We start from the raw sequence: 17,896 nt of genomic DNA, 5'->3' as shown, positions 1-17,896 counted from the left end.
CTCCCTCCTGGAGAGGAGGAGGTTCGGGAAGTGCCACTCCCCCTGGAGGATACTCCAGATCGCCCGGGCCATAGCCCTCAACTACGACCTCTCGACCTGTTATCTCATCATTGTAAATAATATTACAAGAACCCTTATTTCTTCGTGATATGATCAAATATATTCAGTAATTCCTTCATTGAATAAGTCTAAACCGAGAGATATATTACAATTTGCAAAGGAGCCCTGAATCACCCGAACTACTGTAAGACAGTAGTTATTAGATTTTGCCTCGATTACAGGGCGATATTTAAGGGAAAGTCCCATAACTGCTGTGTAAGAGAAATGTGCTAATGAAAATCTCCTCCACTTACCGTTCCTCTATACGTGAATTCCCCCCCCCCGTAAATGCGTCTAATAGCATGTGTGATGGGCCGACTAACGACCCGTCAAGAATAACGGAAAAGACGAAAAGAAAAGACGGAAAAATGAAATAGAAATAAAGAACACCTGTAGGAAGAGAACGAAAAAGACGCCGTTGTCAACAGTTTCCGATAAACCGTAAAGTTTATATGTTTTGTATGTAAGTTTAATTACAATGCTAAAACCCAAGGAGGTATGCCAAAAACTAGGAATATCATACCGCACACTACAGAGCTATGTTAAGAAAGGATACATTCAACCTGTGATACTACAGAGCGGAAAGTGGAGGTTTAGAGAAGAGGATGTCGAAAGATTGATGGGGATTGTTAGGAAGAGGAAAGTGATATTATACGCTGGGGTATCATCAAATACACAGAAAGACGATTTAGTAAACCAAGTAAAATACCTAGAGGAGAACGTTAAGGAGTACGACCAAGTAATAACCGACGTCGGGTCTGGGTTGAACGTGAAGAGGAAAGGATTCTTCAAATTGTTAAGGATGTGCCCCGTGACTCTGATGAAGCCCAAGGGCTGAGGATTGCATACAAATTCATGAAAATTTAATGAAGCCCAAACCCCACAAGATAGACCCATAAACAGTGTGAGTCCTAGGAGAGACCCTATCGGAAACCATTATTGGGGACTGGAAGTGGGAAAGTTTTAAGATTCGAGATAAGAGATTTAGATTATGGAAGCAAAGAAAGTTGATAGCAAAGGCAGGATTTATCTAGGGAGCGATTTTGCGGGCAAAAAAATGTACGTTGTAAGAATATTTGACGGCTTGTTTATTACAAATAACGAGAATGTAGCCAAGGAAGTTGAAAAAAGTAAAGAGAATTTTCTCAAAGAAGGTATAGAAAAGCTTTTTGAATTTCTCGGTGAACCTTCGACTGAAGAAGTTAAGGAGGCTGTTGAGAGATTAAGGAAGAGAAAGTTCTCGTCGATACAAACGTAATAATAAGTAAAAAGATATTGAGTATCGAGAAGTATGTTGTGACTGAGAGCGTTTTACATGAATTCGCAGAATTCGTTTACGAGAAATATTTGGAGAGTGTGAATTCTTCACAGAGAGACAGGGCTCTGGGTTATGTCAAACTATTTAAATATATCATAGAATTATTAAGCGATAAGCCTCTAGTTATTCACTCATTTTACGACTATCTAAAAGCTATGGATCTTGCGATCAGTAAGAATTTAGACATTACGGACGCTTTACTTATCATAACCGCAAAAAAGTTGAACTTAACGATACTTACTAGGGATAGGGACTTTGAGAGAGCCAGGGATTTAGCAAAGATCGTGTATCTCTGACTTCTTAGCCGTAGAATGTAGAGTTATAGTCTTACTTAAAGCGACTCGTCTTAATCTAATATTTTCAAAAATCTATCTGATACCTTAAGAAGAGCGTTCATCGCTACGGGCTTTACCTTAGGAAATCTTGTGCCATAGGCTATCACAAAACCTTCTCTAGGGTAGTGAGGAAAAACGTCAAAAACTATCAGCCCATTTACATCACTCTCGTTAGTATAATCACCTCTGGCATGAGATCCAAGACGTCGAATTGAACTTTGAATATACATCCCAAAGTTTTCCCCACGCTCTCATCCACAATAAGATTTTTCTACACAAATCCAAAACGTCTATTTACACCGCCCTCGTTTTGATAACCTCCAAACGATAAAAACCTAAAAATCACGAAACATAAAAAGTAATAGAAGTGATTCAAAGATTATGTGTTTACTCTTCGCGACCGGACTTTCTAGAGAACTCAATACCTCAAATTGATAACGTTTCAGCGTGGATAATTCATGTCAAATGCCGTATCCGTTTTCCGCAATCACGACAAACGTTGATGACAGCAGCTATGGGACTTTAACGTAACTTGAAGACAGCAGTTATTAAATTTCGCCTTGACTTCAAGGCTACGCAACGAGAAATCCCTTAACTGCTGACCTTATTAACCCTCAACGACCAAGTTTCACCATGTCCGGTAAAAAGGTCTGCGTAATCCTCCCCATAAGTAGATCTGACTTCCTCTTGGAGGCCACCATGTCTTCCCTGGTGAGGTCCTTCGAACTCTTTAAGCCAGACCACTACTTACTGATGTTCTCCCCTCACGCAGAGTGGGTCATGGAGAGGGTGAGAAAGACGTTGAACGAGCTCAAGAAGGCGAGGGATTTCACGGTGAGAGAGGAGAGGACCGCGTACGACATCAAGGCCACAGAAAAGACCATAGACGAGGAAATCTCCAGATGTGAAGTGGTCTACTCCGTGGTCACCCCCGCCTCCAACGTCATGACGATTCTCCTCACCAGGAAGTTACTACAGAGGCCCAACTACTACGTAGTCAACTTCCTCTTCAGTTTCGGCTCCTGGCACAACTTCTACTACCCATATGTCCCGAGGACTGCAGAGGAACCGCTGGTGTTTAACTCTCAAGGCGTGATCAACTCCTGGAAGGACCCCACGATCCCCATCCCCATGATCGGTTTGGAGACCAACAACAGTTACGTTAGGACCCTGTCAGAAACCGTCCTGAAACTGAACAACCTGAACAGGGATCCGGTGCCCAACTACTGGCTTGAGCTCAGGTTAAACGAGTGCCGTCTCAACAGTGACTTCAACGACGGGGCGTTGAGGTCCTTCACGATGTGCCTGGAGCAGGTGGGCGCCATAGCCGCAAACGTGAGCAATCCTGAAGAGCTCTTCAACAACCTGGTTAACCTGGCCGGAACCAAGGAGATCAAGGTGAACCAAGGCAATAATCAGGAGGTAGAGCTCTCACGCGTGCTCACACAGGGGAGGGCCATCGTGGACACGAACCTAGTGTACTACGGGATCCACACCTACGAGGCCAACAACCTCCTACTACCCCACTGCGTCCTAAATGAAATCATACTCAAGGCCACTGACGACAAGCTCTTTGGACACCTGGTATTACAGGTGGCCCTCCACCTGAGGGAGACCTCAGGTTACCTCCCCACCGAGTTTCAGCAGTGCGACGTGGTCGTCCCGAGGGCTGACCCCTACATCCTAGACGGGGCCTACTTGATAACAGCAGACAAGTTGGCCTACGAACTCTGGTCCTCATCCCCGGTGTCCAAGATAGCCAGGGTGACGCTCGCCGGCTTGAGAGGCGTGAAGGGTAGGAAGAGCGACAGGGCCATGGCGTTGGCTAACCTGGGGGTTTTCCTCTCCTATGTCCTCGAGAAGTTGAGCGCCGAGGAGAGGCCTGAACTGTGTTGGGAGAAGAGTAACAACTGTGTCAAGGTTAGATGGGTTCAGGGATGAAGTGCTTCGTAGGAGTATTCAATTTCTGGACGGTTGAGCCGGTGAGTTTTCCCAGTGAAGTTCGCCCTAATTAGAAGTAGCAGTCTCGTTTGGTGTAGCCTTGAAGTCTAGGTAAAATCTAGTGACTGCTGTACATTATCTGAGAAAGGTAACCCACAGGGAATGGCTCAATCAAGTAGGCGATGGGGAGATCGTTATTCTTCGAATAGAGCATGATCCAGCGGTAACCGGAAGGAGGCCCTTGACTTCGGGGACCATCTTCATCTCGGTCAGTCTACATCCAACCACGTCAAGACACGGGGGTGTGATGAGGGTCGTTGGGAGGGGCCCCGCCCCGACTCCCTTACCTTCAGTCTGGCACACCATGAATTTAATGCAGATCTATAAAAAACACATACTAGTCTCCATTATATGGTGAGTCGTAGTGGAGGTCACCATTCCATGGAAAATATTTGAGGGCAGTTCTCAGGTAAGGAGCCTTCCAGTAAAGTCGTCTCATTCGAATGGTACCGAGAGATTGTCAGCTTCGTTAGGCTCTGGGTTGGTTCTCTTCAAGTTGTTCGATTTCCCGGTAGGTTAAGACAGCCAACTTTCTAACAGCAGTTACGGGACTTCCCCTTAAATTTCGCCCTGTAATCGAGGCGAAATCCAATAACCGCTGCTAAGGTTTGGCATGCCCCTTAAGCCTCAGTAGTCTCCCCATAAACTAGTTGAGAACGAATGAATACATATCTCCGTGAACGTGGAAAGTATTCAGCCCTCATCGCTCTCACTCCACCGAGATAAGTGACGCCAACCTCCCTATGGCCCGGACAACCACGTTTTCCTCCCCGCTCTCCCTCGCTATCAATCCCGCGTAATCCCTCAATCCCCTGAAGGCCAACTCCTCCTTCCTGAGGGCACCGTTGACGGTCTCGTACAACTTTTGGACAAACGTGATCGCCTCCTTGGGTGAGTCCTTACTTAGGGAGTACCTTAGGACGTCCTCAAGGTAGTTCTCCCAGTTCCCTGTGAACGTCTTGTTGAGTCCTTCCCTTATCCTCTTCAGGTCCGAGAAGTAGCCCCCACTCACGCTTATCCTCTGACCCTCCTTCACGTGGTATACCATGACCGGGGAATCCAGGGGTAGATGAACTGCGAGCCATAAGGAGAAAGCCCAGGGGATCCCCGCACTCTCGGGAAGCTTCACTTTATTCCTCTTGTAGTTCACGATTACGTCCCCTATGCCTGACCCCATAGTCCACGGTGTGAGTGGCGTCACGACCACGCTGAACCCTTCCCTACTTGACCTCCCCAACCTCCACGTAACGTAACCTGCAAAGGTTAAGATCGTACCTAAGACGTTCACTTTCCCTTCGACCTCTCCCTGAAAGTGGGGAGTCCTACTCTCCTCGTAGAATTCGGTCTTCATTAGGGCCAGGGGCTCCACATCTCCGCATTCCACTACGTTACTCAAGTTCTTGGACGCCTTCACGAAGAGGTCACTGGAGGGGGCGTCTAGAGGGGACCCGACGCACTCCATTATGCGCTTGTAATGCTTACTCGTCTTATCATTTCCCGTTAGCGGTAACCTCTCGTTATCTATCAGTTCCCCTACGAGCTCGAGGGCCTCCCCGATCCCCAGCATCGGGTCAGGGCCCTCCACCACGATCTCCCCCCTATCCTCGGCGATCCCATCAACTCCCGTACTCACCAAGTAAAAAAAGGATTTAATTAAATCTGAAGAAAATTTACTAAATGTTTTCACTCTGAGTTGGGACATTTAATCACCGTAAATGTTTTTTAACTCGACTATGAAGAGCCTCCTATCTTCGTCATCTCCACGCCTGGTGGAGTCCAGGTTATCGGAGACCACCAGGGGAAGAAGAAAAAGCGAGTAAACTTGCAAAGAACTGGAGGTTGGGACACCTGTATACGGGGTCGAGTTGATAACTTGATTGATGTACAGGCGCAGTTGCTCTACGTCGTCGGGGGTTATCTCGCCAACTTCCTTGAAAGAGAACGACTTTATCCTGGAGAGGAACTTGTGGAGTTCCCCAGCCCCCACAACCTTCCCTCCCCCCCTCACTACCTCCTGGGCCTTTTCCAAGGTTTTCTCGTCCGGTACCCTCATGGCGTGGTGGTGCATCATTACGGCCGTGGTGATGAAGGGGAGTAACGGGCTCTGATCCGCCACGGCCTTGATCAGGTATGCTCCCGACAACACCTCGTGAGGGTGAAAGGACGCTCTCCCAGAGCAGTCGTTCGTGAGCTGGCGTTGGAAGTACTCCACCGCCTTCCCTAGGTCATGAGACACGGCGGTGAGGACTATGGCGTCTTCCACCACTTCCTCGGGGAAGTCTGGGTGATGGGGGAGAGACCGGCGTATCTTGGACAGCCTTTTCCTCACTATCTTGGCATACCCTTCCTCCACGAAGGCCTCCCTGACCAGCTTCTCCACCCCCTCCATGTGAGAGATCAGGCTCTGTCCGGTGAACGCACAAGGTTTACCCAACGAAACCCACCTCCTCGTCGTACCCTTTCACTACCAGTGAATCTATTCTATTCCTCATCATCCATAGGGATAGGCAGGGGGGATCGCCCCCTTCAAGAATACGATAGAAGTCTTCACTCAACTGCACTCTCTCGACTCCTTCAGGTCCTCTCCTCAGCCCGCCTACTATCTTCTCCTTTGCTCTTTTCAGGGTCCCCCTCTCCAAGGCCAAGTAATCTCCCTCGTCCACGGACGCCAGTCTCTCCTCCGGTACGACCTTTATGAGCTCCCCACTCCGGGTAAAGGAGCACTCTTCCTCCAGGAGTTTCAGGGCGGTCTTTGAACCAGTGAAGACGTTTCGGTGGAGTTCCCAGAGAGCCCTGTGCAGTGAGTTGTCGAGCTTTAATACGTCCCCCTGCGGAACCTCCAGTTTACCGTTCTCCACCATCTTCCAGGCCTCGTCCACCTTCTCCCCCTCGTAAACGTTGTCAGAGCTTCGGATGACGTAGACCTCCCCGCTCTCCCCCTCGTATCTCGCCACCCTACCCATCCTCTGGAGAAGGCTCTCCACCGGTGAGACCTCAGTTATCATACTCCCTGCCGATATGTCCACTCCCGCCTCGATGACCTGAGTCGCGACTAAGATTGTCCCAGGACTCATGGCCCTATCTTCGCCGAGGACTCGACTCAGGACGTTCTGTCTGTGCCTCTCGGTCATCCTTCCGTGAAGTAACAGGGGGAAGAGTCCGGCGTTCTTCAGATCCTTGAAGAACTCAACGGCCCTCTTCACGGTGTTGGTCACTATCAGGAGCGATTTCTCCTCAGATAGTTCCTTCGCCTTGTCCAGCCAATCACCAGTGAACGGCACCACCCTCACTTCTCTCTTGGGGGAGTCGTCTGCCTTGGGACCCACAACCAGGAGTTCTCCGCCCTTTGCCTCAACGCGTTTCCTGAGTTCCTTCAGGTGTGAAACAGGTAAGGTGGCAGTCGACAGCACAACGGGGACGTTGCTCTCCACCAACGACTCCAGGGAAGTCACGAAGGCTATGGCTGATTTCGTCTCGGTCAGGAAGAGGTGAACCTCGTCGAACACTACCAATGACGAGAGTATGAAGCCCCTGGACACCTCGTAGTGGGCGTCGTACTTGTTCACGACCTTGTGTAACTCGTAGGGAGGTAGCTTGAAGAAGGATAGAACAAAGGTGTCTAAGGTCGTTATGTTAAATCGCCTCCCCAGCAGGGGGGAGTCCATTCTCCCCATGTGCTGTAACCCCACGTATTTCCTGAAGGGTTTAAGCCCGCGGAAGGTCCTCTCCGCCTTAATGAACAGGTCGTCCCCGATGGACCTGAGGGGAAGTACGTGGATCACCCTCTCTGCCAACTCCCTGTTCCCTGAGATCACAGCGTTCGCCAGGGAGAGTGACAGTGTCGTCTTTCCGTAACCTGTTGGGGCAGTCAGGAGTACGACTTGTCCCGGTCTCCAACTGTCTAGGATCTCCGCCGTCCTCAGGAGTAAATCCCTTGGCTTCCCCTCGGGGCTGAGGCTCCTGAGGGAGTCAACGAACGTCACAGACGACAAATCCCTCTCCCTCGAACTCGTGGACTTCACAAGATTTGTCTGCCTTAAACCTTCCACGCAGGGAGGATATGTACTTGTCCCTGACCCCTGGAACTAGGTACCACCTCTCCTTACCTACGTCGAAGAAACCGCCGTCCCAGAAGGTCTCCTTGTAGAAGAAGCCTTGTCCGTCACATCCCCCCAAGGGGACCGAGTGTTGAAGGGGCTGATAAAAGGATGAACAGAACTCCACTTCCCTACCCAGGACCTTGGAGTACCCCCACTTCGCTTCCTCCACCGACACTATGGACTCCTTGGCCCCTAGCCTGGTCACGAGGTAGGAGGCCTTCGGGAGCACCTCGTCGAATTTCTCCACGATCTTCGAGAGCCTCTCCTCGTGGAACCCCAACAGGGCTCTGATCTCCCCTGTGACGTATACCTTCCCCGTGGGAATTGCCCCCAGCTGATACTCCGGCCTATCCCTGTTGGTCTTCCTCTGGTATATCCTTATTATGTACTTGGAGATGTCCATTATGGGAGCTCCGAACCCGTTCAACGACGCCCCGGAGTACACCGTGGCACTCCAGAGTTTCTCGGCGAAGTTGGTCACTCTCCCCCCACTGATCTCGGTCTCCTGATCCCTCCCCTGGAGTTTCAGAACTCCGTAGGCTACTGCTCCCACCAACGTCGTGGGGGGAGGGAGGGAGAGGGAGGGTTGAGAGGCACTGGTGTTGGGGACCTTGACGGAGTAACCCCAGCTCGGCCTCAGCCTGAGGAGGAGGGCGAAGACCTTCAAATCCTTCACTCCTTGAGTGCCTCGCCCAGTGCAGAGGATATTGTGGGCTTCACGGTTATTCCTTCAGGTATCTGCAACTGTTCCTTGGGGTTCAGGGCCACTATCTTCACCTTGGTTAGCACCTTCTCGTTCCTCAGGCTCTCCGCCCTGGCGGTCGTGTCGAATACGTAGTCCCGATAGGTACCCGGTGTGGCAGAGAAGGGTTTATCGGTCCTAACAACGACCGCGGAGAGCAGGTTGAATATGGGCGAGAACCTCGACCTCTTAGCTCCGAACTCGAGGTTCTCCAGGAGCCTCATGGCTGAGCTAACGGAAGCCTCGACCCTCTTGTCCCTCTGAGCCTGGAGATCCTTCTCCCCCTGTACGGGGTCGCCGAAGTTGGACGGTTTGGCTATGTGGTCCAGGTCGATGTTGAAGGTGAGAGTGTAGATCGCCGAACCCACCTCCACTGTGTAGGGTATCTGTCCCCCCTCCTTGGGGTTGGAGGGAGTCATCCTCACGTGAAATTGTGCCTCGAGGGCTGCAGTCTCCGAGTCGGAATCGTAGGCTGGGATCATGTAGCTGACGCTAAATGCTGAAGTCCTCTTCACCGGCGTCTTACCTGCGTAGAGGAAACCCCCCACGTCCGCTATTACGTCGTGGAGCATGACGTCTACCTCAAACTTCCTCATCTCATCAACCTTGGAGGGGGGCGTCAATCCCTCGTCCTTAACTATGCCCTCGTCGGCGTACTTTATGAACTCCCGGATTGAGGATCTCTTCCCCACGGGGAGGTTCCTAGACATCGCCTCCTCTACCAGGATGGACTGGTAGGCGTGTGCAATGCTCTCGCCTGAAACTACGGGGACGTACTTCACAGCATAGCCCTTACCCACAGGTAGGACCACTGGGGCGACCCTGTGCCTGGATATGTTCCCGACGCTCTCCACTCCGTTGAGGGACTCGACGTTGACCAAGTACCTCAGGGACACTGACAGGAACCCCTTCACGACTTAACCTCCCCCTTAGAAACCTCCTGCTTCGCCCTCACGTACAGGGACAGGGCTACGGCCCCCACTTTCCTGGCCAACCTCACGTCCGCAGTTACAGCGTCGATGAAGTCCGTCACCTCCTCCTGGGTTGGTAGACCTCCAGGTATCTTGTACCTCATGTTCCCTTCTCTCTCCTTCACCTCGGTGAAGGTGTAGGTGTTCTCCTCTTTCTTGACCTGAACCTGGGATACCTGAAATGAGGTGGACCCCTGTGACACGCTGGCGATCGTCCTCAAGGCGTCATTGAGTGCCCTCACCGACTGTTCTGGAGTCAAGGCGTAAGCCATCCTATCTATGACCGTGGTACTCTCCTGCACCAGGGCAGCCAAGGCCAGGGCGTTGGCCACTCTCCTGAAGTCCGAGAGACTTTGAGACTTCATGGCTATCTTGATACTGTAGTCGAACACCTTAATAAACTTGTTTTTCTAGAAATGAACCGTTACACTAGATGAGAAGAGTTCAGAAAGGAAGCAGTAGTTTCACTTTAGTAAAACCGTGACAGTCTGGTTCATCCATAAGAGACGGGAAGCATCGCCGTGGTGGAGGGAAGTTGTCAGGCTGAGGGAGTCGGAACGGAGTTCTCCCCTCACGCCGGAGACCGTGACGTTTAAGTTTCAGCCTGGAGAAACTGACCTCTGAACGGGCCACGAGGGACACATAGTGCGACCTAAGACCGTGATGACGGGATCCTGTGTTGTAGCGCCATGTTTACCTCTCTCCTCTGCCTTCGCTTCCCCTCTTAGCACAAGTCTTAGGGAAACCCCCGAGGGATTCGTAAAACTTTTTCGTTTTGAAGTAAAGGTTTCACATATGTTATACCTCGTCACTCTGGGATTCAGCGAGACTTTCGCACTCAGGGGAATTCTGAGCAGAGGCCTGCGAGAGGAGGACAGGGTCATCATAGTCATGCCCTCCAAGGAGGATCCGAGGGCAGAGAAGGCCAAATCGTCGCTCCTGGACGTACTAACCAAGGCGATGCCCAACCTGAAGTACAACGAACTTAGACTACCCCATGAGGACTTCTACGGCTCGGTTAAGATCGTCAGGGACTCGGTGAGGAGCTTCGCCGAGAGGCCCGTCTACGTCAACCTCTCTGGGGGAATGAGGTTGGTGATACTGGAGACCCTGCTCGGCCTGATAACTGCCAACATAGACGGAGAGATAGAGGTTTACTCCGAAGACTACTCTACTCAGGTGTCCTTCAGGATATGGGACATGACTCCAGTTTATCTGGACCGGGAGGACAGGAGAGTGCTTGAGATGGTGAGGGACGGGATCACCTCTCCCACCGAGATAGCTGAGACCACGGGGATCAGTAAAGCGACGGCGTGGAGGAAGCTCAAGAGGTTGGAGGAGCTGGGTCTAGTGGCCGACGGGAGGATAACGGGGAAGGGTAGGCTGTACCTGGACTGACGTGAGGGGTGAGCTCACCTGCCCTCGTTTGACCAGCACAGTACAGCAGTTATTAGATTTCCCTTGAAAACAGGGCGATACTCAAGGGAAAGTCCCATAACTGCCGCACAGTATTGATGGGTTACACCTTGGAGGCCGGAGCCCTCCCCTGGATGAGACCTCACCTGCACGGCCGGTACAGTGGTTATGATTTCTATCAGGTATGCCCTTGAACTCAAGGCAAAATCCAGTAACTGCAGTTACTAAACGGCGGTCACGGGACTTCCCGTCGTGTACCGCCCTGCAACCCACGCGAACTCTGATGACTGCTGTATTGGACTTCCCTCGATAACAGGACGTCAATTAAGGGAGAGTCAGATAACTGCCACGCCTCATCAGTCAGGATTTACCTGTTTGGGAGTAGGACGAAATCTCGCTCCAGAACTCGACCGCAAGTTTAGGCACGCTTACCTATCTCGACGGTGTCTCCCCTCATCCCCAGGCCACTTCGTTCTGGGTGGGGTCGACACGAAAACAACTAGATCTGACGGTATACTTTTCAACAGTTGTGGGATTTTCCTTAGCGCCCTGTGATCAAGGCGAAATCTAATAACTGCTGTATTCGGTAAAACGTCACTGACTGCACGTGAACACTGCCAACCCGAAGGGCGTGGAGATGTTCTCCAGCTTCGTTAAACGTCATTGAGGCAGACCGCTGGGGCTGATGAAAGTCTTTGAGCTGTTTTAAAGTCCCGTAACTGCAATCAATCGTTATTTTTATGCCTTCAGTTCATTCGAGGATGAAACTTTAGCGTAGACTAAAAGCAAAGTTAGAGCTAATACTTCCAATTCCTTTGAGGATGAAACTGACGGACAACGTGGTGTCTGAGCTCAAGTCCAATCCTAGCCTCAATCTTTCAGTTCCTTTGAGGATGAAAACACCTCGGTGAAAGGATGAAGATGACTAACCAAAAGGGACATCTACTGATCCTTCAGTTCCTTTGAGGATGAAACTGATCTACTTTTATTCTCTCTTATACTCAAGAGGACAAACTTATAAATATTTCTCACCATCCCCCCCGACTTGTCATGCGAACTGGGACCTCACGGTGGCACTACGTGGTCCTGTTCGCATGGTCTCTTACACAAATTGAAAGAGAGAGGTAGGTTCATATACGTTTAATTTTTCTCACGATTTTCGTTTCGTACGCAAGGAGAGTCGAACCTAAGTATCCCTAAATCTCGCTACAACTTTTCGCAGAGTAGTTGGAACGATCGAACTTTTAGGTTCGAGCAGAGCCAAGAAACTGCCGTCACTCATTTTATCTTCAATCACGATGGAGTGTAAGGATCAAGCCCTCAATCATACACCTACTACTAGCACGTGTGGGTCTTGGGACTCCTTGGAGCCAAACTGCACGGGGCTCTCATCTCTGCTATCCCTTGTGGCATAGCTTACACGGTTGAGAGGTTCATCCCTCATGGGTGTGGTAGAGGACAACTGACCGTGGACAAGGAAGGGAATTGGGCGCGGAGTGAGGAACAGGCAGATTGAGAATGGAACTCTTTTACGACGTGAATACCCCTCATCGGCAGTTATGGGACTTTTCCTTGAGTATCGCCCTGTAATCTAGGCGAATTCTAATAACTACTGTCGGTATTTTCAATTTTATAAATATCGTTTTGGCGTCAGTTACGTTCGTGAAGTATTACCCAACAGCAGTTATGGGATTTTCCCTTGAGTACCGCCCTGCAATCTAGGCGAATTCCAATAACAGCTGTACCCAAGAATTCTTTCTTGATGACCTCCTAACAGATGACGGGCACCGCTCACGAGGGTAGGAGAAGTTGGATGGGTGTCGAAGTTTCCCTCGACTAACTCCAATGACTTAAGGGTGACCGTGAATGAGCCCTTAGGAGGGGTGGAGCAATTAGAAGCGACTAAGGGTAAGTTACGCCACGGATAAACGTGTACCGGAACAGGCGTAGTTTGACCCCTCCCTAACAGGACCAAGAGCCGAACCAGGATAGGAGCTCGTGATTCCCTTCGTCCTACCTAGGTCACGAGGAGTATAGACACCTACAGCAGTTATGGGATTCTCCCTTAGGTACCGCCCTGTAATCTAGGTGAAATCTAATAACTGCTGCACCTATTTGACGACAGGCCTCAAGGAACGACTCTCATTGAGCTCACTAGTTCAAGGTGAGGACCTTGGGCACACCCTCCTGTACTGACAGAACCCGCACTCCCTCTCAACCGGTGGTGGCTCCTCTCTCTCCAGCACCCTCCTCAACCTCCTCAACCTCTCCTCCACCGCCCTAAGATGCTCCTCCCTAACCTCTATGTCCAACCCGACCTCGTCCCCTATCCACAAGACGGCCCTGTCCGCCCTCCCCAAAGTCCTGTAGGCCAGGTATGCGTAACTCAGGAGCTGTAGCCTGAAGTGTCCGAATGATCCCCTCTTGAAAGCCTTGACCTCGACGACCGTGACTCGTTCCCCCCTGACGATCAGGTCAACTATCCCCGACAGTCCAGACCTCTGATCCCTCAGGAACACCTCCTTCAGGACCTCGCCCTTGAGGTCCAGCCTCTGAACGACCTTGTTCAAGTCAACTTCCCTCCCTGCCCTCTGGGATACCGTCTCTGGCTCCTTGTAACCCGTCCTAGCCAAGATCCAGGGTATGACAGGGCAGAACTCCAACTGTTTGAGGAGAGACACGTTAAACCACGAACCCTCTATCATCTTCTCCACCTCCCTCCACTCCTATCACGACCCTCCTCTCCCAGTCCCTGAGGCCGAGCTGGATCACGTGGACGACGTCCGTGTCCTCATCCACCAGCGTTGAGCAGGCCCTGCACAGATCCTTGAACCTCTGCTGATCCACCTCCCCGGCGAAGGCACTCCTCTGGATCCTGCTCAACCCGAACCTCTTCAATTCCTTAGCTAACCTGGACCTCTTCCCGTTATCCGAAACGTCGTAAACGACCAGTAGCCTCACCAAGACTGAACGAACCCCCTGAAACCCCTCTCTCCCCTCAGGTAGCTCCCGAGCTTCAGGGCGTAGGCCCTGATGTGTTGCCTCAAGGTCCTGGTCTGAGAGTCTGTCAGGTCCCTCACACGCTCCTCCATCGCCGAGTTGAACAGGGCGATCAACTTCCTCCTGGATTCCCTGTCCAACAACCCCTGACTGACGACGAACCTCTCTCCCTGAAGGAGGGCCCTCCACAGGGGGAAGTCCACTGCCGAGGGCTTGAACATCTCGGAGAAGTCGTAGACCAAGCTCTCCTTCCCCGACCTATCCTTGTGTACGAAACCGGCATAGGGATCAAGTCCAACGAGGGAGAGCTCCCTGTGACAGGCCGAATACAGCAGGGCGTACATGTAGTTGAGGGAGGAGTTGACCTGGTCTGGGGAGTCGTGGTCCCTACCCTTGAAACCGAGCTCCTTGGGAAGGAGTGAACCGAGGGAGGACCAGTAGAGCCTCGCGGCCTGAGGCTCGGGTAGTCCCCTGACATCGTCCAACTTACCGTACTGCCTCCCCCAATACTTCAGATGACCTCCTTGGTTCTCCACCTTGCTCCTCACGATCTCCTCCCCCACCTTATCTCCCCTGAGGATCGCCGAGTACTGAGCCTTCCTGGTCTCCACGGTCATTACCGGACTGGAGAGGAACAGCCTGGCCCAGTCCCCCCTTCCGTCAAGGAACACTATTTCTATCCCGTAATCCATGGCCAGCCTCACCGCACTGGAGGAAATGCTGACCCCACTGGTGGAGACCAAGATTTGATCAACGTCGGCAGGAGATACGTCTCTCTTCTCGTCCTTGGAGGATATCCTGAAAGTCCTCCCTGAGGTGGTCAACTTCAACCCGTAACCGGAGAGCAGGAGAGTCCTCACTAGGTTCACCCCGGTGAGTCCATTGTCTCAAACAGGTCTCCCTCACGGCCCCCTGAACTCACATTACAGCAGTTATTAGATTTTGCCTTGACTTCAAGGCTACACCTAACGAGAAATCCCATAACTGCTGTCATATTATTCACCTCCCGTTGCAGGTGGAGTAGAACGGACAGGCCTCAGGACATGTAGGAGGCATCCCAGGGTCCCTCTGGGAGACAACTATGTCCACGACCTCATCCCTCCTGTCCAGGAACTCCTTCCTGAGGTCCGGAGAGACGTAGACTGGATCAACCTGAACCTCCACTTCCCCCTTCCCCACACCGTTGAAGTAGACGAGGAAGCCGAAGTCCACGGGGACCTCCAGGGACGACTCAACCGCCAGGGCGTATCCTGTGAGCCCGACCTTGTGGAAATCCTCCCTCTTCCCAGTCTTCACCTCCACCAGGGCCAAGCTACCTAGGGCATCTATGGATAGCTTATTGGACAGGCCAAGAAGGGATCCGTCCACCCTGATCTCAGACACCCACGGGAACAGACCTAAGGCTTCGCCCCCGTAGACTGCCCTGGATCGGGCCGTGTCGGCAAGCCACGTGAGCGTTAGGAACTTGTAGAGCTTCCTGCAGTACTCCTCCATCTCCCCACACTCCAATGACGGATTAAAGGACGAGAAGGCCTCCACTGGATCCTGACCGGAGAGAGCTACCAGGGCTACGTCCCTAGAGGCCCTACCTACGACCTTGTGAACTAAGGACCCAAGCTGTATGTGGGGCTTGTCCCAGTCCCCCTTGACCTTCATGATCCTCCTGAGGTAAACGTCCCTCTTGGTCGGACAATAGAGGTAAGCTACCTCGTGCATGGACAGTCCCAAGTAGGACCTTGGCCTCACTGGAGGGCGGTGGTATGACCATCCCCTGAGCTCCTCCGGTACTGGGTCGGAGGACCTCCAGCTGTGGAGCTTTCTGAGGCTCCTGAACATCTCAGCCTGCGAGAGCATGGGTATGATCAAGACGCCCAAAATATTATCCATTATTGTCGAGAGTTACGGGTGTCCTCCTAAGTTTTGGGAATAATGTGATTATATTTTATTAATTGAAATTATTTAGTCGGGAAGACGTGAAACGTTCCGTTTGGATGTCCATATCGTCTCTATATATAGTATGAACAATTACATTAATAGAGAAAACCTGAAATTTCTTGGGAACGGGATATATGGAAAATATCTATGATACTTACAGAATTTTGTACTGAAAGGAGTTGGGAGGTGATACGCTTTGAAGATAGGAAAAATTTATAAGGTAGTAGGAGTACAACATTAAAAGTAAAAGTATATAAGTTTTCAGTTGATCTTGGATAGAATTGAAAGCTACCCATGGGACCGCCACCAACATTACCTATGGTAAGTTGATCTTGGATAGAATTGAAAGTAGTCACTATCCATACAGACAATTCCACCGTTGTCATTAGTTGATCTTGGATAGAATTGAAAGGAAGAAGGCTGAGGAGGAATGAACATCAGGAGCTTATATCGTTGATCTTGGATAGAATTGAAAGAAACACGAACTTACCCGCCGATAAGGCACCGCGTTTGATGTTGATCTTGGATAGAATTGAAAGATATTTACAGTGATTAGATCGGAAGAAGAAGTAGAAGTTGATCTTGGATAGAATTGAAAGTGCCCTCCTTACCTACCTCCCGGACTTCCTTACCTTCCCGAGTTGATCTTGGATAGAATTGAAAGGTTTCATCGCTGGACTAACTTGTGCTTCTTTGACTTTTTCGTTGATCTTGGATAGAATTGAAAGATAGGTCGCCGTTCTTAGGATCTACCGTGAGAACGCCTTGTTGATCTTGGATAGAATTGAAAGTTTTAATAATTCAGGATGATTCTCTTTTAGCCATCTTTTCGTTGATCTTGGATAGAATTGAAAGACTATCACCACTATATCATCAGCTTTCATATTGAATCACAGTTGATCTTGGATAGAATTGAAAGCTACGTGTTCATGTCCCTCCGTTTGATAAGGGAAGATCTTCTGTTGATCTTGGATAGAATTGAAAGATACTATACTTCGCACATAACTCCATTAGCATCTTATTCGTTGATCTTGGATAGAATTGAAAGTATCATGAAAATGGGGGCGAATGGGTCAGGCTTATAAACTGGGTTGATCTTGGATAGAATTGAAAGCCACTATCAATGGGAGGAACTCAGCATTTCGTGTTATATCGTTGATCTTGGATAGAATTGAAAGATGCAAGTTTAAGTGGAACACCAACTCCATTACAATTTCGTTGATCTTGGATAGAATTGAAAGGATATCAGGGGTACGCTAATCAAGATCGACCTCTCTACGAGTTGATCTTGGATAGAATTGAAAGCTTATATGTATTGTGAACTTCTCCGACAAGGGAAAGACTTCGTGTTGATCTTGGATAGAATTGAAAGATCATTTCGCCTCCTTCACCAATAATCAGTCCACCGTCTCGTTGATCTTGGATAGAATTGAAAGTAACAGGGATGTGTTAAACACAGTAAAAAAGGCAAAGTTGATCTTGGATAGAATTGAAAGTTGAATTTCGTAATTTTGCTTAAACACTATATAGAAATACGTTGATCTTGGATAGAATTGAAAGATGTTAGAATCCACCACCCTACCCACCACATCTACTACTGTTGATCTTGGATAGAATTGAAAGACAACAAAATACCTAGAAGGGCGAGTATTGTCGTTCGCTTTGTTGATCTTGGATAGAATTGAAAGAAAATAAAGAAAGCGACTAGAATTCATGATCCAGGAGTAGTTGATCTTGGATAGAATTGAAAGTTTTCCGCAAGCTGTGCTACCAGATTTGCTATCATACTTGTTGATCTTGGATAGAATTGAAAGAAATCCCCGCAAATATGACACTCCCCGCGATCGACCTGGTTGATCTTGGATAGAATTGAAAGTAACCAGACGGCCAGCGTTTCGCTAGGCAATTCAGTGATGTTGATCTTGGATAGAATTGAAAGCGTTGACGCTGACCTCCCACATGATTTTTTCGTTATCAGG

General features: G+C 50.1%; 18 protein-coding genes, 2 pseudogenes and 1 CRISPR repeat array (1 of these 21 cut by a window edge). Of the genes and pseudogenes, 9 read left to right on the top strand and 11 right to left on the bottom strand.

All coding sequences use genetic code 11. From position 1 onward, the window contains the following. The 6 genes and pseudogenes from METMK1DRAFT_RS18700 to METMK1DRAFT_RS17105 all read left to right on the top strand — a co-directional run. Window positions 1-170 (top strand): annotated as a pseudogene (locus METMK1DRAFT_RS18700) (IS256 family transposase); the annotation flags it as partial. 407 nt (window positions 171-577) lie between these two features. Continuing rightward, window positions 578-904: pseudogene (locus METMK1DRAFT_RS01755) on the top strand (helix-turn-helix domain-containing protein); the annotation flags it as partial. Between the two features lie 186 nt (window positions 905-1,090). Beyond that, window positions 1,091-1,357 carry a hypothetical protein gene (locus tag METMK1DRAFT_RS01750; protein ID WP_009070168.1) on the top strand — a complete coding sequence of 89 codons (267 nt, stop codon included), beginning with the start codon at window positions 1,091-1,093 and terminating at the stop codon, window positions 1,355-1,357. A 38-nt stretch (window positions 1,358-1,395) separates the two neighbouring features. Beyond that, window positions 1,396-1,713, top strand: a complete 318-nt coding sequence (locus METMK1DRAFT_RS01745; protein ID WP_245544516.1) for a PIN domain-containing protein — start codon at window positions 1,396-1,398, stop codon at window positions 1,711-1,713. A gap of 672 nt (window positions 1,714-2,385) precedes the next feature. Further along, the gene (locus METMK1DRAFT_RS01740) at window positions 2,386-3,693 is read left to right on the top strand and encodes a hypothetical protein (protein WP_009070162.1); all 1,308 of its coding nucleotides are present in this window, start codon (window positions 2,386-2,388) and stop codon (window positions 3,691-3,693) included. Window positions 3,694-3,814: 121 nt separating this feature from the next. Further along, a complete protein-coding gene (locus tag METMK1DRAFT_RS17105) occupies window positions 3,815-4,111 on the top strand; it encodes a hypothetical protein (protein WP_155812254.1) in 297 nt (98 codons plus the stop codon). Window positions 4,112-4,462: 351 nt separating this feature from the next. Here the strand turns inward: METMK1DRAFT_RS17105 and METMK1DRAFT_RS01735 are convergent, their stop codons facing one another. The 6 genes from METMK1DRAFT_RS01735 to csa5 all read right to left on the bottom strand — a co-directional run bounded on the left by METMK1DRAFT_RS01735 (window position 4,463) and on the right by csa5 (window position 9,958). Next, the gene (locus tag METMK1DRAFT_RS01735) at window positions 4,463-5,389 is read right to left on the bottom strand and encodes a hypothetical protein (protein ID WP_172634100.1); all 927 of its coding nucleotides are present in this window, start codon (window positions 5,387-5,389) and stop codon (window positions 4,463-4,465) included. Window positions 5,390-5,455: 66 nt separating this feature from the next. Next, the gene (locus tag METMK1DRAFT_RS01730) at window positions 5,456-6,187 is read right to left on the bottom strand and encodes a CRISPR-associated endonuclease Cas3'' (RefSeq protein WP_009070158.1); all 732 of its coding nucleotides are present in this window, start codon (window positions 6,185-6,187) and stop codon (window positions 5,456-5,458) included. Beyond that, window positions 6,180-7,775: a CRISPR-associated helicase Cas3' gene (gene cas3 / locus METMK1DRAFT_RS01725; RefSeq protein WP_009070156.1), complete on the bottom strand. Its 1,596-nt coding sequence runs from the start codon at window positions 7,773-7,775 to the stop codon at window positions 6,180-6,182. Before cas3 ends, METMK1DRAFT_RS01730 begins: the two co-directional genes overlap by 8 nt. After that, window positions 7,723-8,520: a type I-A CRISPR-associated protein Cas5a gene (gene cas5a / locus METMK1DRAFT_RS01720; protein ID WP_009070154.1), complete on the bottom strand. Its 798-nt coding sequence runs from the start codon at window positions 8,518-8,520 to the stop codon at window positions 7,723-7,725. The genes cas3 and cas5a overlap by 53 nt, the downstream gene beginning before the upstream one ends. Before the next feature lie 5 nt (window positions 8,521-8,525). Continuing rightward, window positions 8,526-9,509 (bottom strand): type I-A CRISPR-associated protein Cas7/Csa2, encoded by a 984-nt coding sequence (cas7a, locus tag METMK1DRAFT_RS01715; RefSeq protein ID WP_009070152.1) that lies wholly within the window; start codon window positions 9,507-9,509, stop codon window positions 8,526-8,528. Beyond that, a complete protein-coding gene (csa5, locus tag METMK1DRAFT_RS01710) occupies window positions 9,506-9,958 on the bottom strand; it encodes a type I-A CRISPR-associated protein Csa5 (RefSeq protein ID WP_009070150.1) in 453 nt (150 codons plus the stop codon). Before csa5 ends, cas7a begins: the two co-directional genes overlap by 4 nt. An 88-nt stretch (window positions 9,959-10,046) precedes the next feature. Between csa5 and METMK1DRAFT_RS17100 the strand changes: the two genes are divergently transcribed. Continuing rightward, window positions 10,047-10,190 (top strand): hypothetical protein, encoded by a 144-nt coding sequence (locus METMK1DRAFT_RS17100; RefSeq protein ID WP_155812252.1) that lies wholly within the window; start codon window positions 10,047-10,049, stop codon window positions 10,188-10,190. 171 nt (window positions 10,191-10,361) lie between these two features. Beyond that, window positions 10,362-10,964, top strand: coding sequence for a CRISPR-associated CARF protein Csa3 (csa3, locus tag METMK1DRAFT_RS01705; protein WP_009070148.1), 603 nt, complete (start codon window positions 10,362-10,364; stop codon window positions 10,962-10,964). A 14-nt stretch (window positions 10,965-10,978) separates the two neighbouring features. Here the strand turns inward: csa3 and METMK1DRAFT_RS17095 are convergent, their stop codons facing one another. Next, a complete protein-coding gene (locus tag METMK1DRAFT_RS17095) occupies window positions 10,979-11,182 on the bottom strand; it encodes a hypothetical protein (protein ID WP_155812250.1) in 204 nt (67 codons plus the stop codon). A 1,145-nt stretch (window positions 11,183-12,327) separates the two neighbouring features. Here METMK1DRAFT_RS17095 and METMK1DRAFT_RS17090 point away from each other — a divergent pair. Beyond that, window positions 12,328-12,498 carry a hypothetical protein gene (locus tag METMK1DRAFT_RS17090; protein WP_216586084.1) on the top strand — a complete coding sequence of 57 codons (171 nt, stop codon included), beginning with the start codon at window positions 12,328-12,330 and terminating at the stop codon, window positions 12,496-12,498. A gap of 643 nt (window positions 12,499-13,141) precedes the next feature. Here the strand turns inward: METMK1DRAFT_RS17090 and cas4 are convergent. The 4 genes from cas4 to cas4a all read right to left on the bottom strand — a co-directional run bounded on the left by cas4 (window position 13,142) and on the right by cas4a (window position 15,869). Continuing rightward, on the bottom strand, window positions 13,142-13,687 hold the full coding sequence (gene cas4 / locus METMK1DRAFT_RS01700) for a CRISPR-associated protein Cas4 (RefSeq protein WP_009070146.1): 546 nt from the start codon (window positions 13,685-13,687) through the stop codon (window positions 13,142-13,144). After that, window positions 13,665-13,943, bottom strand: coding sequence for a CRISPR-associated endonuclease Cas2 (gene cas2 / locus METMK1DRAFT_RS01695; RefSeq protein ID WP_009070144.1), 279 nt, complete (start codon window positions 13,941-13,943; stop codon window positions 13,665-13,667). The genes cas4 and cas2 overlap by 23 nt, the downstream gene beginning before the upstream one ends. Continuing rightward, on the bottom strand, window positions 13,940-14,842 hold the full coding sequence (gene cas1, locus METMK1DRAFT_RS01690) for a CRISPR-associated endonuclease Cas1 (RefSeq protein WP_009070142.1): 903 nt from the start codon (window positions 14,840-14,842) through the stop codon (window positions 13,940-13,942). Before cas1 ends, cas2 begins: the two co-directional genes overlap by 4 nt. A 139-nt stretch (window positions 14,843-14,981) precedes the next feature. Beyond that, window positions 14,982-15,869, bottom strand: a complete 888-nt coding sequence (gene cas4a / locus METMK1DRAFT_RS01685; protein WP_009070140.1) for a type I-A CRISPR-associated protein Cas4/Csa1 — start codon at window positions 15,867-15,869, stop codon at window positions 14,982-14,984. 312 nt (window positions 15,870-16,181) lie between these two features. Then, a CRISPR array of direct repeats spans window positions 16,182-17,896; the repeat unit is 24 nt; unit sequence GTTGATCTTGGATAGAATTGAAAG (it continues 6,284 nt past the right edge of the window).

Origin of the sequence: Metallosphaera yellowstonensis MK1 (genome assembly GCF_000243315.1) — an archaeon.
Classification (GTDB): domain Archaea; phylum Thermoproteota; class Thermoprotei_A; order Sulfolobales; family Sulfolobaceae; genus Metallosphaera; species Metallosphaera yellowstonensis.
This window is presented reverse-complemented; position numbering and strand designations above follow the sequence as displayed.

Bases quoted from the DNA above. Each gene is read 5' to 3' on its own strand.
- METMK1DRAFT_RS01750 (WP_009070168.1), top strand. From the start codon at position 1,091: ATGGAAGCAAAGAAAGTTGATAGCAAAGGCAGGATTTATCTAGGGAGC.
- METMK1DRAFT_RS01740 (WP_009070162.1), top strand. From the start codon at position 2,386: ATGTCCGGTAAAAAGGTCTGCGTAATCCTCCCCATAAGTAGATCTGAC.
- csa3 (WP_009070148.1), top strand. From the start codon at position 10,362: ATGTTATACCTCGTCACTCTGGGATTCAGCGAGACTTTCGCACTCAGG.
- cas4 (WP_009070146.1), bottom strand. From the start codon at position 13,687: ATGATAGAGGGTTCGTGGTTTAACGTGTCTCTCCTCAAACAGTTGGAG.
- cas4a (WP_009070140.1), bottom strand. From the start codon at position 15,869: ATGGATAATATTTTGGGCGTCTTGATCATACCCATGCTCTCGCAGGCT.